General features: G+C 60.1%; 15 protein-coding genes. 5 read left to right on the forward strand and 10 right to left on the reverse strand.

Going from position 1 to position 14,059, the window contains the following annotated elements; all coding sequences use genetic code 11:
* Positions 1-74: 74 nt before the first annotated feature.
* The 3 genes from RLW41_RS15275 to RLW41_RS15285 all read right to left on the reverse strand — a co-directional run bounded on the left by RLW41_RS15275 (position 75) and on the right by RLW41_RS15285 (position 1,982).
* On the reverse strand, positions 75-695 hold the full coding sequence (locus tag RLW41_RS15275) for a histidine phosphatase family protein (RefSeq protein ID WP_414462018.1): 621 nt from the start codon (positions 693-695) through the stop codon (positions 75-77).
* Between the two features lie 116 nt (positions 696-811).
* Positions 812-1,513: a SixA phosphatase family protein gene (locus tag RLW41_RS15280; protein WP_414462019.1), complete on the reverse strand. Its 702-nt coding sequence runs from the start codon at positions 1,511-1,513 to the stop codon at positions 812-814.
* 22 nt (positions 1,514-1,535) lie between these two features.
* A complete protein-coding gene (locus RLW41_RS15285) occupies positions 1,536-1,982 on the reverse strand; it encodes an acyl-CoA thioesterase (protein WP_409562497.1) in 447 nt (148 codons plus the stop codon).
* A gap of 227 nt (positions 1,983-2,209) precedes the next feature.
* On the opposite strand from RLW41_RS15285, the gene RLW41_RS15290 reads away from it, so the two are divergent.
* The gene (locus tag RLW41_RS15290) at positions 2,210-2,512 is read left to right on the forward strand and encodes a hypothetical protein (RefSeq protein WP_409562498.1); all 303 of its coding nucleotides are present in this window, start codon (positions 2,210-2,212) and stop codon (positions 2,510-2,512) included.
* Positions 2,513-2,590: 78 nt separating this feature from the next.
* Here RLW41_RS15290 and RLW41_RS15295 read toward each other — a convergent pair whose 3' ends face one another.
* Both RLW41_RS15295 and uvrB read right to left on the reverse strand, forming a co-directional pair.
* Entirely contained in the window at positions 2,591-3,169 is a 579-nt protein-coding gene (locus RLW41_RS15295) for a type 1 glutamine amidotransferase domain-containing protein (RefSeq protein ID WP_414462020.1), read from the reverse strand.
* A gap of 93 nt (positions 3,170-3,262) precedes the next feature.
* The gene (uvrB, locus tag RLW41_RS15300) at positions 3,263-6,106 is read right to left on the reverse strand and encodes an excinuclease ABC subunit UvrB (RefSeq protein WP_414464596.1); all 2,844 of its coding nucleotides are present in this window, start codon (positions 6,104-6,106) and stop codon (positions 3,263-3,265) included.
* Positions 6,107-6,379: 273 nt separating this feature from the next.
* Between uvrB and RLW41_RS15305 the strand changes: the two genes are divergently transcribed.
* On the forward strand, positions 6,380-6,583 hold the full coding sequence (locus tag RLW41_RS15305; RefSeq protein WP_035576045.1) for a PsiF family protein: 204 nt from the start codon (positions 6,380-6,382) through the stop codon (positions 6,581-6,583).
* Between the two features lie 122 nt (positions 6,584-6,705).
* Positions 6,706-7,431: an SDR family NAD(P)-dependent oxidoreductase gene (locus tag RLW41_RS15310; protein ID WP_414462021.1), complete on the forward strand. Its 726-nt coding sequence runs from the start codon at positions 6,706-6,708 to the stop codon at positions 7,429-7,431.
* 47 nt (positions 7,432-7,478) lie between these two features.
* Here the strand turns inward: RLW41_RS15310 and RLW41_RS15315 are convergent, their stop codons facing one another.
* Both RLW41_RS15315 and RLW41_RS15320 read right to left on the reverse strand, forming a co-directional pair.
* Positions 7,479-7,988, reverse strand: a complete 510-nt coding sequence (locus tag RLW41_RS15315) for a hypothetical protein (protein ID WP_414462022.1) — start codon at positions 7,986-7,988, stop codon at positions 7,479-7,481.
* Positions 7,989-8,113: 125 nt separating this feature from the next.
* Entirely contained in the window at positions 8,114-8,542 is a 429-nt protein-coding gene (locus tag RLW41_RS15320; protein WP_414462023.1) for a hypothetical protein, read from the reverse strand.
* A 305-nt stretch (positions 8,543-8,847) separates the two neighbouring features.
* Between RLW41_RS15320 and RLW41_RS15325 the strand changes: the two genes are divergently transcribed.
* A complete protein-coding gene (locus RLW41_RS15325) occupies positions 8,848-10,050 on the forward strand; it encodes a pyridoxal phosphate-dependent aminotransferase (RefSeq protein WP_013946610.1) in 1,203 nt (400 codons plus the stop codon).
* Positions 10,051-10,121: 71 nt separating this feature from the next.
* Here the strand turns inward: RLW41_RS15325 and RLW41_RS15330 are convergent, their stop codons facing one another.
* A complete protein-coding gene (locus tag RLW41_RS15330; protein ID WP_414462024.1) occupies positions 10,122-10,352 on the reverse strand; it encodes a hypothetical protein in 231 nt (76 codons plus the stop codon).
* Between the two features lie 376 nt (positions 10,353-10,728).
* Here RLW41_RS15330 and RLW41_RS15335 point away from each other — a divergent pair, with 376 nt between their 5' ends.
* Positions 10,729-12,813 carry an elongation factor G gene (locus RLW41_RS15335; RefSeq protein ID WP_414462025.1) on the forward strand — a complete coding sequence of 695 codons (2,085 nt, stop codon included), beginning with the start codon at positions 10,729-10,731 and terminating at the stop codon, positions 12,811-12,813.
* 76 nt (positions 12,814-12,889) lie between these two features.
* Here RLW41_RS15335 and RLW41_RS15340 read toward each other — a convergent pair whose 3' ends face one another.
* Together RLW41_RS15340 and fdhD are read right to left on the reverse strand one after the other, a co-directional pair.
* Positions 12,890-13,201 (reverse strand): formate dehydrogenase subunit delta, encoded by a 312-nt coding sequence (locus RLW41_RS15340; protein ID WP_409562504.1) that lies wholly within the window; start codon positions 13,199-13,201, stop codon positions 12,890-12,892.
* A gap of 37 nt (positions 13,202-13,238) precedes the next feature.
* Entirely contained in the window at positions 13,239-14,057 is an 819-nt protein-coding gene (fdhD, locus tag RLW41_RS15345) for a formate dehydrogenase accessory sulfurtransferase FdhD (protein WP_414462026.1), read from the reverse strand.
* Positions 14,058-14,059 lie beyond the last annotated feature (2 nt).

A 14,059-nucleotide genomic window follows, 5' to 3' on the forward strand; every position in this document is an offset into this window, starting at 1 on the left:
AGGGTAATGGCCGGCGCAGCCCCCCGTATATGGGGGCGATTCTACAGTACTCCGGTTTCATTTTGATGCCGGTTTTAGAACGGATTGACGATCTGTGCGACGATCGGTGGCGCATCCGTTTTGGGGTCGTAGCGGAAATCCAGGATGAGATTGAAGCAGTCCTGAGGCCAGGGATCAGGATAAGACCCTTTTTGCGCGCCCAGAAGGGACGCGATCTCCGGCAGCTTGCCGTGATGCCAGCAGATGACGATGGTCTTGCTGCGATACTCGGGCTTCGAGAAAATCTCTGTGACGAGCGAACGGAACTGCTTGTCTTCGATGTGGTATTGAACCTCAATGCCGAGGGTGGCGGCGAGCGGTTTTACCGTTTCGATCGAGCGGATCGACCGCTTCGAGCGCGCAGCTGCATAGATATAGTCTGGTTTACCGAAGACTTGCGGAATGTAGGTCGCCAGCCGTTCGGCACGCTTCATTCCGTCTGTCGAAAGATAAATGTCGTCGGTTTTGCCGGTCTTCTCGGCGTGGCGCATCAACAGGATGCGGCCAGGACCGCCATCCGGGTGGCACGTCGCGGTTATTTCCCTGTACCCACACCAGGCTTTCCAAAGCGCGCCAAGCCAGCCGCTGTTGCCGTCGGCACTTTTTTCCTCAGAACTCAGCACGTCGTGTCCCTCAACGGTGTCATCGCGGCGCATATCCGCATCGGCGCCCGGCCCCAACTAAGCACGCGCCCGCGTGTAGTCAGAGATGCCGGAAGCGTCAATGCGACGACGATCTGCCGGCGTTTCAATCCGGCAGTTACGCACGGCGATCAAAACGGTTCGATGACGCGCGACACCTTCGGAGGTTTGCCGGAAAAGGGATCGTATTGGAGGTCGAGGACAATGTTGTAGGCGTTTTTCGGCCAAGGATCGGGATAGCTGCCGGCCGGTGCGCCGAGCAGTGCGGCGATGGCGGGCAATTCCTTGTGGTGCCAGCAGATGACGACCGTCTTGTTCTTGAAGTCTGGGTCGTTCAGGATCTCATCGATGAGATCGCCGAACTCATCTTTGTTGAAATAATCCTGGATTTTGAGATCGAGTGCGTCCGCGAGCGGTTCCATCGTTTCGTGGGGCCGGTCGGAATGTTTCGATCCCGCAGTCGCGACGATGATGTCGGGCTTGCCGAAGGTTTCGGGGATGTACGTCGCCAGGCGCTTGGCGCGCTCGACGCCGGCATCCGAAAGGTCTTCGTTATCGGGGTCGTCGGTCTTGTCGGCGTGACGCATCAGGATGATGCGCTTCGGGCCGCCCATGAAGTGATCAATCGGCGCAAGGTCGCTCGCCTTTTCGCGCGCAGGTGTGCAGACGCTGCAAATGCGTGCCGCGTCGGTTTTCGGAATGCCGAGCGCAAGCAGGCCGACGTGAAGGCCATCAGCAATATCGGCAAAGTCAGTGCCGAATGCTGCTGTCGCGAGCGCCGCCATTAAAACGGCCGCGGGAAGTACGTGCCGGTAGGCGAGACCATGTCTCATGTTTTTTCCCTTCAGCGGGAGTTTAGACCCAGGTTGAGCCATTGCGCGGGTCGGGCAGGGGGCGCGGCCGGCCGTTGTCATCGAGCGCGACGAACGTGAAATGCGCGCGCGTCACGCAGGCTTGAACTTCGCCGTCGCGCGGACGCCGCCATGCCTGGACCTCGAACGTCATTGATGTGCGGCCGCGCTTCGTGAGGAGCGCCCAAACCGTTACTTCATCACCGACTTTGACGGGGGAGTGAAAGCTCATGCCTTCGACGGCGACCGTCACGCAGCGACCCTGGCTGAGCCGGGCGGCGGCGTTTCCTGCCGCAAGGTCCATCTGCGACATGATCCAGCCGCCGAAGATGTCGCCTGCCGGATTGGTGTCGGCGGGCATGGCGATCGTGCGAATGACCGGGTCGCCAGACGGCGTCGTGATATCCGCAGCCGTCGGGTTCTGGCTGGCGTCGGGTTTTTCATCTTTCATGTCCGCGACCCCTCTTTTGAAGCGTTTCGCGGCTTCCCGGCACGCGACGTCACATTACGAATGTCATCTGAACAAATATCCGGACTTGGCCGCCGGGGCTATGCGCCGGACGGGCGCGGTCCAAAAGGCCATGTCCGAAATCGGTATGGCGTCAACCCTTGTGCAACCTTCGTTGCCTAATTTCGGCAGTCGAACCGTTCTTTTCGATTCGAAAACGAGACCGCACGATGAAATGGGCAACGCCTGATCGCGAACTTCTGCAGCAGCTTGCAGATATTCCGGAGGTGACACTCAGCGGCTTTTCCGTCCGGGAAGGCTTGGCTGGCACCGGTGTGACAGTTCTCAAGGGCCGGGACTATTTCGGCAGCTGGCGGACCGTCGATACGCAGCTCGTCTGGGTTCCGGCGAACCTGACGGAGCCGGGTCACATCGTCGAGACGGTGGACGAAGCGCTGCGCCAGACGCTGCTGATGATCTTAAAGAGCCTGCAGATTTCGCCGAAGAAGCCGCCGCGCGCACTCGCGGGGTGAGGCGATTTGCAAAAGTAGAAATGGCCGCTAACGCAGCGGCCACTTCGTATCATCGCGTTTTGCAAATTTGAGACGACGCTAGGCCGCGAGAACGGCGCGGTCGTGTTTGCCTTCCTCGATTTCCTCGATGATCTTGGCGACGAAGGCTTCGAGGTCACCGGGGTTGCGGCTCGTCACAATGCCTTGGTCGGATATCGCGGGTTCGTCGACCCATTGTGCTCCAGCATTCAGCATGTCGGTTTTGATTGAGGCGTAAGATGTCGCTTTGCGGCCGCGGACGGCGTTGGCTTCGATCAGCAGCCACGGAGCGTGGCAGATCGCAGCGACGACTTTGCCTTCCGCCAAAAATGCTTTGATGAGTTTCACCGCCTCACGACTTTGCCGGAGCGTGTCGGGGTTCATCTGCCCGCCAGGAAGTACGATCGCATCGTAGAGCGACGTTGAAGCTTCGCTCAGTTCGACGTCGACTTTGACGGGCTTGCCCCAGTCTTTGTTCTCCCAACCGATGATCGAGTCTTTCTGTTTGCGCTCCTTCGGTGCTGCGACATGCACAAGCTGCGCGACGGCTTTCAGCTTCTCGCGCGGAACGTCGAGTTCGGATTGCTCGAAGCCATCAGTCGCTAGAATAAGGATTTTCGCTTTCGAGATCTTTGGCATTGGAGGTTCCTCGATTGCTGCACAACTGAGGGACAACCATGTGCATCAGGCGAGGTTCCCCGCAGTGCGAAGAACGCCGTTATTGTCGCGTGTTTATTGGCCAGGGCGGCCGGTTTTACGCGGGCGGCCGCGGCGTTTCTTCTTCTCGCTATCGTCGTCGAATTCCCGCGTACGTGTCGGCGTTGTAATGCGTGACGGCTTCTCTCCGGACTTCACGGGCAGCGATGCGTGCGGGCCCATCTCGTCGAGCGTCGGCTTGTGCGGCCCGGAAATGCGTTCGCCGAATGCGCCAGCTTTCGCGCGGCTGTCGACGGTCGGCGCGCGAGCAGGCACAGGGCGATCTGTACCTGGACCCATGTCGTCAAGCGAAGGTTTCTTGATGCGTGATGTGGACTGAGCATGCGTCGGCTGAACCGGCTCGTATTCGTTCTTCACGCCGGAAGAACTGGCGGCCGGCGGCACATTCGCTTTCGCGCCGTATTTTCGTTCGCCTTTGAAGCCGCCGGACTTGTCCTCGATCTCCGACTGGCGCGCGAGCGGGTCGTCGGAGATTGCGAGTTCCGTTTGCTGCAGGCGTTTGATCTCGTCGCGCAAGCGCGCGGCGGTTTCGAATTCCAGATCGGCGGCGGCTTCTTTCATGCGCCGTTCCATGTCGGCGATGACGGCGTGTAGGTTGTGTCCGAGCGTTTGCACTTTGTCGCCGTCCGCGAGACCGGCATCGACTGTCACATGATCTTGCTCGTAAACAGACTGCAGCACGTCGGCGATATTGTTCTTCACGCTTTCCGGCGTGATGCCGTTGGCTTCGTTCCACGCCATCTGCTTTTCGCGACGGCGCGTGGTTTCGGCGATGGCTCGTTCCATCGAGCCGGTGATCTGGTCGGCATAGAGAATGACTTTGCCGTCAACGTTACGCGCAGCGCGGCCGATGGTCTGCACAAGGGATGTTTCCGAACGCAGAAAGCCTTCCTTATCCGCATCGAGAATAGCGACGAGGGCGCATTCGGGAATATCGAGACCTTCGCGTAGCAGGTTGATGCCGATGAGCACATCGAACGCGCCAAGACGGAGATCGCGGATGATCTCGATACGCTCCAGCGTTTCGATGTCGGAGTGCATGTAGCGGACGCGCACGCCGTTCTCGTGCATGTATTCGGTGAGGTCTTCGGCCATGCGTTTCGTCAGCACCGTGACGAGCGTGCGATAACCCTTTTGCGAAACTTGGCGCACTTCATCCAACAGATCATCGACCTGCGATTTCGCCGAACGCACCTCGACGACCGGGTCGATTAGGCCCGTGGGGCGAATGACCTGTTCGGCGAAGGTGCCGCCGGTCTGTTCCAGTTCCCAGCTCGCGGGCGTCGCCGAGACGAACACCGACTGCGGGCGCATCGCGTCCCATTCTTCGAAGCGGAGCGGGCGATTGTCCATGCAGGACGGCAGGCGGAAGCCGTACTCGGCGAGCGTCGCCTTGCGCCGGAAGTCGCCGCGGAACATGCCGCCGATCTGAGGAACCGTGACGTGGCTTTCGTCGGCGAAGACGAGAGCGTTGTCGGGCAGATATTCGAACAGCGTTGGCGGCGGATCGCCCGGATTGCGGCCCGTCAGATAGCGCGAATAGTTTTCGATGCCGGCGCAGGAGCCTGTCGCCTCCATCATTTCCATGTCGAAGGTCGTGCGCTGTTCGAGGCGCTGGGCTTCGAGCAGCTTGCCGGCATTGTAAAGCTCATCGAGGCGCTGCTTCAGCTCAGCCTTGATCGACTTGATGGCCTGCTGCAGCGTCGGCTTCGGCGTTACGTAGTGCGAGTTGGCGTAAAGCTTCACGAGCGCCAGCTCGTCGGTCTTCGCGCCGGTCAGCGGATCGAACTCGACGATGCTCTCGATTTCGTCACCGAACATCGAGAACCGCCAGGCACGATCTTCTAAGTGAGCCGGAAAGACTTCGACGGTATCGCCGCGCGCGCGGAACGAACCGCGGATGAAATTGTGATCGTTGCGGCGATAGTGAAGTGCGACGAGGTCGGCCAGCAATTGATCGCGCGAAAGCTGTTCGCCCTGGCGCACCGTGAACGTCATCGCAGTGTAGGTTTCGACCGAACCGATACCGTAGATGCAGGAGACGGACGCGACGATGATGACGTCGTCGCGTTCGAGCAGCGCGCGGGTCGCGGAGTGGCGCATCCGGTCGATCTGTTCGTTGATCGAGGATTCCTTCTCGATGTAGGTGTCAGTGCGCGGGACGTAGGCTTCGGGCTGGTAGTAATCGTAATACGAGACGAAATACTCGACCGCGTTGTCAGGAAAGAAGCTCTTGAACTCGCCGTAGAGTTGGGCGGCGAGCGTTTTGTTCGGCGCGAGGATCAGCGCCGGGCGCTGCGTCGCTTCGATGACGTGTGCCATTGTGAACGTTTTGCCGGAGCCCGTCACGCCGAGCAGCACCTGATTGTGCTCGTGTTTGCTGACGCCCTCAACGAGTTCGGCGATGGCTTGCGGCTGGTCGCCTCTTGGCTGAAACTCGGACGCGATTTTGAAGCGTACACCGCCTTCACTCTTTTCCGGCCGGTCGGGGCGATGCGGAACGAACGTCGGCATGCCGCCGGAGACGATTGGATGCGTCGCCATGAGCGGCTGGCGGGCGAGGATTTCGCGGGCACGATCGGTTCGCTCCTCGGGTTTGGTGAGGAGGGCCGTCAGGCTGTCGGTCAGGCTCTCGCTGCCCATGGGCGGGCGCGGTCCGGACTGGCGCAGGGCGGGCAGGCTAGGAAGGCCGTTGGCCGATTTGTGGCCCGAGAAGTCGGCGGGCGCGAAATAGGCGCTCGATTCCGCAAAGCCCGGCGTGCCTGCTTCCGTCTCGATGGGCGGAGCAGTCGGTTTTCCCGATTTGCCGCGGGAGGGGCGGGGAGCCTTGCGGCCGGATGCTTTCGATGGGGGCGACACGGGGTAAATATAGGAAATGCCTAGCGGTCCATAAATGCTGTTTTCACGCCACAGTGTCACGGCCAAGCAATAGTACGAAATTGCGAGCCTCGCGGTCCGCAAAAATGTTCTCCTTACGGAACAGTATGTTCGGTCGTGCCAAGTGGCGTGATAGCGAAACGGAAACCGGGAAGGGGCGTTACATGCGCGTCTGTCCGGCGGGGGGCGATGAACCTGCCAAGCTGGGCTTTGTCGGTTCATCGGGGCGACCCTGAAAAAAACATGGAGACCACAATGATCACCACACGTTTGATCGCTGCAGCCGTTGCGGCCACATTCGTTATTGGCGCGGGCGCAGCGGTTGCTGCCGAGAAGACGCGTACGCCGGAATCGATCGAATGCTCGAAGCAGGCCGACGCGAAGGGTCTGCACGGCAAAGAGCGCAAGACGTTCCGCGCGCACTGCAAGGCCGAGATGAAGAAGGCCAAGAAGAGCTAAAAAAGCTTTTTCTTCTGATACGTCTAGGTGAGAGACCCCGTCGCTTGCGGCGGGGTTTTTGTTTGGTCGCTCGTCCGGCGTTATGTTCGGTTGCGAAAACGCTGGGCAGAGGTCTCATGGTGATGGGCAAGGACGCAAAGCTCGCACTTGTAACGGGCGCAAATCGCGGCATCGGCTTTGCGATAGCGTGCGGGCTTGCGGCGGGCGGGGTGCGTGTGCTGGCGGGTGTGCGTTCCACTGAGAAGGCCCGCGAGGCAGCCGACGCGTTCCGCAAGGCCGGCGCGGCGGTCACCCCCGCTGTGCTCGACGTGGCAGATGCGCGGCGCATTCCAGAGGCGCTCGACGGCATCGCGCGCGATCACGGTCCGATCGACATTCTCGTCAATAACGCCGCAGTTCTCATCGACGGCCCCGGCGGGTTTGCCGCCAGCCTGTTCGACATGACCGACGATGTCTTTCGGCGAACGTGGGAGACGAATGTCTTGGGGCCTTCAGCAATCATTCGCGCGCTGGTTCCGGGTATGATGGCGCGAGGGTTCGGGCGGGTCGTCAACATGTCGTCGAGAGCGGGGCAACTGAACGGGATGAGCGCCGGATTTCCCGCTTATCGGGTTTCGAAAGCGGCGCTCAACGCGCTGACGCGCATTGCAGCGGATGAAACGGCTGCGTCGGGCGCGGATGTGAAGATCAATGCGTGCTCGCCGGGATGGGTGCGGACTGACATGGGCGGCGCGGACGCACCGCGTTCACCAGCCGAAGGAGCTGAAACCGCGATCTGGCTGGCAACGCTTATAAGCGACGGCCCGAATGGCGGATTTTTCGAAGATAAGAAGGCGTTGGCTTGGTAAGCGCTGTCTCGCGACCAACCTGAGCGGTCAGAATTACAGCACGAAAATCAGAGCGTGCGCCCGCCGCGTCCGCCAGCCACGACCGGCAATCCGCCCTGCTGAATTTCCATCACGAAACGGACGGGCCGGGCTCCTGAATCGTTCAGATCACGGGCAGTGACGAGAACGAGGTGCGTCGGGGTCTTCGAGGTGTCGATCTGGGTGATCTGCGGCGTGAAATCGGAGACGGTCGAAACTTCGAGCGTGCGATGGACGCCGCCAAGATCCAGCGAAATCTGATCCCCGACCGAGACCGCCTTGGTGACGGGCGTGGTGCCGTCACGCATGGCCGAAAGCCAGAAGTCTTCGGAGCCAGAAACCGGCGTCGTCGGTGCGAGAGATGCGACCTGTCTGACTTGTTTGGTGTGAATTTCGGCGCGGTCGTTCAGAGCCGTTTGAAAGCTCGAGCGGAGGACCGACTCGCTGCTAGCGAAAAATAACGCCAACCCGGCGAAGGCCACTGTCGAACCAGCCGCCAAACCCAACCAAAGAGGGCGCGTTACTTCCTGCTTCGTCATGCTTCCGTCTCCAGCATTCCTATCAGGGCAACAACCGGTCCAAATGCAACCTTGTTGCTATCCTCAGACGTACAGGCGAGATTACGGCAATTCAATAGCGCTGCTCGCCTCATCAGCCAATAACTCTATTTCGTGGGTGGGAAACGCCGGGCAGGGACCGCATAAGCGCGCTTCAGATGCCGCAGAATAGCCAAGTTTAGCGCTGTCATCAGAGAAAATGCAACTCCAAGTAGGCCCCATGCGGCCATTACGCTTGTTTGGCGATAAACGGCGTCGGCCGAGGAGGTCGCGGTCGCGATCTGGACAATGGGCTGCGGACCAGGCTGGGCGACGGCCTTTTCAGCCGCGGATTTCTGAGCCGCCTGCGCGACGCCGATGAAGGCTGCGGGCACGATCCCGGCCTTGGCGTGATTGCAGATCAGTGTCGAACTGACGATCGTGAAGAGGAGACCTGCCGCGACGGCGTCCACCAGGGGACGCACGAGGCGGCGATATTTCGGATGAGCGCGAGTTTTCGCGCGCGGAGGCGTTTCCGGATCAGCACTCACACTCATTGTCTCAAGACCTCCCGCTCAGCATCAACTTGGTAATGACATTCCATTAAAGCAAAGTTGACCTTTGCATCTGGGCGGACGTGGGTTCGGATTGTGGCGCCGGTGGATCAATTGGTTGGTTCTCACGAATTCGCCCGCACTTCGTGTCCCGCCTGCATCATGATCTCACGATGGCGATAAGAGCCCTGCAAAAGCGCGACTTGCGGCGCGGATACATTGCAATTAGGGTCCGCGCCGCTTATCTCGCCGCTGCGAAATAAGAAGTCTTGTCCGTTTCCTCACCTCGTTTACAGGTCGCTTCGATCATGGGCTTCATCGCCGACAGTTTGAACCGCATCCAACCGTCCGCAACCATCGCCGTTTCGACCAAAGCGCGCCAGCTCAAGGCGCAGGGTCGGGACATTGTCTCGCTGTCCGCGGGCGAGCCGGATTTCGATACGCCGCAGAACATCAAGGACGCCGCCAAGCGGGCGCTCGACGAGGGTAAAACAAAGTACACCGACGTCGACGGTATCCCCGAATTGAAGGCGGCCATCGTTGCCAAGTTCAAGCGCGACAACGGTCTCGACTACAAGCCGAGCCAAGTTTCGGTCGGCACGGGCGGCAAGCAGGTGCTCTATAATGCGCTGCTTGCGACGCTCAACCCGGGCGACGAGGTCGTCATTCCGGCGCCATGCTGGGTGTCCTACGCCGATATCGTGCTGCTCGGCGGCGGCAAGCCGGTTTTTGCCGAGACGACGCTCGAAAACGGCTACAAGCTGACGGCGGATGCGCTCGAAAAGGCGATCACGCCGAAGACGAAGTGGTTCATCTTCAACTCGCCGTCGAACCCGACCGGCACCGCCTATTCGGCTGCCGATCTGAAGATCATTACGGACGTTCTTCTTCGTCACCCGCACGTCTGGGTGCTGACCGACGATATGTACGAGCACCTGCTTTATGATGGGCTTGAGTTCGCAACGCCGGCGCAGGTCGAGCCGAAGCTTTATGAGCGGACGCTGACGATGAATGGCCTGTCAAAGGCTTACTGCATGACCGGCTGGCGTCTCGGTTATGCCGCCGGTCCGGAAATCCTGATCAACGCCATGCGCAAGCTGCAGTCGCAGTCGACCTCGAACCCGTCGTCGATCGTGCAGTGGGCGGGTGTCGAAGCTCTGAACGGGCCGCAAGACTTCATTGCTGCCAACAACAAGATCTTCGTCGAGCGGCGGGATCTCGTCGTCAGCATGCTCAACCAGGCGAAGGGCATCCAGTGTCCGAAGCCGCAAGGCGCGTTCTACGTCTATCCGAGCATCAAGGCGACGATCGGCAAGACTAGCAAGGGCGGCACGGTCATCAAGGACGATGAAGCTTTCGTGACGGCCCTTTTAGAAGAAGAGGGCGTCGCCGTGGTTCACGGTGCGGCGTTTGAAGGCTCGCCATCATTCCGCGTTTCTTATGCGGCTTCGACCGAGTCCTTGAAGGACGCCTGCACCCGCATCCAGCGGTTCTGCGGAAATCTCAGCTAAAAAACATAAAGCGCGCGATTTCGGTCGCGCGCTTGAAAATTCGATCGGCAACTTGGTGGCGTGCCGAAGCCTTACGCCGGAGTCGCGCCGTGCGGCATGAACCGTTCGGCGAACCAATCCCAAGCATGGGCGAGCTGGCTCGTAATCGGTTTGCCATCGACTGCCGGGACGACCGGCCGCCAGATTGCAATTTCTGTCGCTGGCTGCGCTTTAAATTCGAAAACCGTCGGCTCGGCGCCGAAGGTCTCGGGGAGTTGTTCCTCGGCGGCCATGACATATCCAGCAGCGTTAGCCGCGGACATTAGGGTTTCGATACTCATAACCTTGCCTCGCATTTCTGAGCCAATTCCCTCTGGCCCATTCCGCATCTCTCGCCAGTACCCCTAGAACGCGCGAAACACCGGAAGAGTTCACAATGCGACGAATATAAAGTTATTCAAGTTATTTTTCGCTTGAGAACCTCGTTCGACAAACATGCGCCGCAATGTAGGTTCGGCAGCGCAAAATAAAACTCCCTTGAATGGTCGTCGTATCGCGCTGCAATAAAAGTATTCACGAAACTGTGCGGCGAAGATCGTTGTGCTGTCTGATCTTTGGAGCGAGCATTGTTTAAGCCGCTCCCTTCCGAGGTGCGGGGTGCGGCCAGCAAGGTCGCGCGCCTCGCAATCGGAGGCAATCATGACAAGCTCAGATGGCCCAAAAGGCGGAAACGGCACTCAAAGTGGCAGAGGCGGGGTCCGGGGCGCGCGATGCGTGGCGCTCATCGGACCCTTTGCAAGTGGTAAGACCACACTTCTCGAAGCGATCCTGGCGCGAACCGGTACGATTTCCCGGGCCGGATCGATCTCAGCGAAATCGACGGTGGGAGACAGTACCCCGGAGGCTCGCGACCACGTAATGAGCGTTGGGCTCAATGTTGCGGAAGCTTCGTTTCTCGGAGAGCAATACACTTTCATCGATTGTCCAGGCTCGGTCGAATTCGCCTACGAGGGCGCGCTGGCGCTTCCAGCTTGCGACATGGCAGTCGTGGTGTGCGAGCCGGACCCCAAGCGCGTGTCAGCCTTACAGGTGATCCTGAAGCAGCTCGATGATGCCGGTGTGCCGCATCTTCTCTTCCTGAATAAGATCGATGCGTCGAGCGTGCCGGTCCGCGATGTCATTCCAAGTCTTCAGCCTGCAAGCGCCAAGCCCCTGGTTCTGCGCCAGATCCCGATCTGGGAAAACGGCATCGCGACGGGGTTCGTCGACCTCGCGTCCGAGCGTGCCTACGTCTATCGCGAGCATGCCGAAAGCAAAATTATCGAACTGCCGTCAGCCGTCGCCGCGCGCGAGAAGGAGGCGCGGTTCCAGATGCTTGAAAAGCTCGCCGATTACGACGATGAGCTGATGGAGCAGTTGCTCGTCGATATTCCGCCGCCCAATGATCGGGTGTTTGAGGATCTGACGAAGGAATTGCGCGACGGATTGATCTGTCCGGTGCTGCTCGGCTCAGCGGAGCATGGGCACGGCATTCTCCGGCTTTTGAAAGTGTTGCGGCACGAATGCCCGACCGTTGAAGACACCGCCAAACGGCTGAAGCTCGATGGTGCGAAATCTGCGGCCTACGTGTTCAAGAGCGTGCATACGAAGGCGGGTGGTAAGCTGTCGTTCGCGCGCGTTTTTGCCGGTGAGATCGCCGACGGAGCGACCGTGACGGGTGCGCAAGGGCAGGAGGAGCGTGTCGCCGGCGTCTTCAGCATTCGCGGGGAAGAAACTTCTAAGCGTGGTACGGCGAAAGCCGGAGAAACGGTGGCGCTGGGGCGGCTCGATTCCATCAGGTCCGGCGAGACGATTGCGGTTGGGAAGTCGGCGGCGGCGCAGGTGGCGGTTGCGAAAGCTCCACAGGCGGCATTGGCGATTGGTCTCGGCCTCAAGGATCGCAAGGACGAAGTGAAGCTGTCATCGGCCGTTGCGAAGCTGACGGACGAAGATCCCTCACTAACGCTCGAACACAACGCCGACATGCATCAAATCCTGCTGCATGGTCAGGGCGAGATGCATCTGCGCGTGGCGCTTGAACGCTTGATGCGCAAGTACGGCATCGACGTTACGCGCGAGAAGCGACGCGTCGCCTACAAAGAGACAATCCGCACGGCGACGGAGGTGCGGGCGAGGCACAAAAAGCAATCCGGCGGACACGGGCAGTTCGGCGACGTGAAACTCGACATCCGACCGATGCCGCGATCAAGTGGAGTTGCGTTCGACGACAAGATCACGGGCGGCGTCATTCCGAAGAACTTCATTCCTTCGGTCGAAATTGGCGTACGCGATTATTTGAGCGAAGGGCCGCTCGGGTTTCCGGTGGTCGATGTCGCGGTGACGCTAACTGACGGCTCATTCCATTCGGTCGATTCTTCCGACATGGCGTTTCGTCAGGCCGGACGATTGGCGATGACGGAAGGCATGCCGAAGTGCAATCCCGTGCTGCTCGAACCGATTATGGCCGTGTCGATTGCGGTGCCGTCGGAAGCAAACGCGCGGATCAACGGCATCATCTCGCAGCGGCGCGGGCAGATCCTGGGGTTCGATGCGCGTTCGGGCTGGCCGGGATGGGATGTGATTGAGGCGCATATTCCGGAAGCGGAAATGGACAACCTGATCATCGACCTGAGGTCAGCGACGGCAGGCGTCGGCTCGTTCACGTTCGGTTTCGATCATCTGGCGGAAGTGTCCGGGCGGCTGCGCGATCAGGTGCTGGCTGCAAGCCGGGCCGCTGCAGAGTAATTTGCCACGTTCGAAACTTAAAAGGCGGCGTGGAACAACACCGCCGCCTTTTTTAGTGCCGTGTCTTGGGGAGGTCTTAGCCCGCGTCGCCGCCGCCGCTGGCGGTGCTCGGCATAGCGCCTTTCGGCGCGACTTTGTCTTTGTTCTGCACGACGGCCTGCTTCACCGGCGATTTCGGGCCTTTGTAATAAGCAGCCATGGCTTCGAGGAAGAGAGGCGAAAGGTCCTTTCCACCAGCGTCGATGTAGGACTTCAACTCGTTGCGCATCCGCGGTTCCCAGAAATTGTGGATGTGCATCGCGATGCCGTCGATCGCTTCCTGCTTCGGATACGACTCGAAATAAGCGGCAATTTGATTGGTCATGCGGATGATGTCGGAGCTTTGCATCGTCAGGTAATTTTCTGGTTGTTGGATGGGAAAGCGTTCAACGATTAAAGATGACAGGGCCGCCAGGGCCGAGTGCGGCGAGGAAGAGATTGGCGTTCGTCGCCAGTTCGAGGGCGAGTGCGGTCGGCGCCGAGACGGTGACGAGCGCACCGATGCCTGCCGTGACGGTTTTCTGAACAAGCTCGAAGCTGCAGCGGCTGGTCATCAGCACAAAGCCTTCGCTGCGGTCGATGTTCTGCGTGTAAAGCGCGCCGATGAGCTTATCGAGGGCGTTGTGGCGGCCGACATCTTCGCGGACGAGCTTGATCTCCCCGTCCTTCGACACCCAAGCCGCGCCGTGGACGGAGCGGTTGAAGCGGTTCATCGGCTGCTGATCCGATAAGTTCTGCGCGGCGCGGCGGATGGCATCCGGCGATGGCGACCATGAGCGATGCACCGGTTTCAGCGGACGAACGGCGGACTCGATTTCTTCGACGCCGCACAGGCCGCATCCGGTGCGGGCTTCGATCGTGCGTCGTGACAGGCGCGTCGAGTCGATCGCGTCTTCCGGCACGGCGACATCAACCGCCATGCCGCCGTCGACCGGCATCACCAGGACTCCCTGGATTTTGCTCGGATCCGGCACGATGCCTTCGCCGACGAGAAAGCCGATGGCGAAGTCGCGCAGGTTTGCCGGCGTCGACATCATCACGGTGTACGGCGACGAGTTAATCTGCAACGCAACCGGCGTTTCCTCCGGCAGTTGCCACGTGATCGTGTGCGTGCCTGACGCCGTCGTCTGCTCGCCGGAGGCGGGGCGCGAACACAGGCCCGCGCCGCCCGCTGGCTGAGATACGGCTTTGGGCATGACATTCATTG

Source organism: Hyphomicrobium sp. DY-1, from assembly GCF_047497105.1.
Lineage (GTDB): Bacteria > Pseudomonadota > Alphaproteobacteria > Rhizobiales > Hyphomicrobiaceae > Hyphomicrobium_B.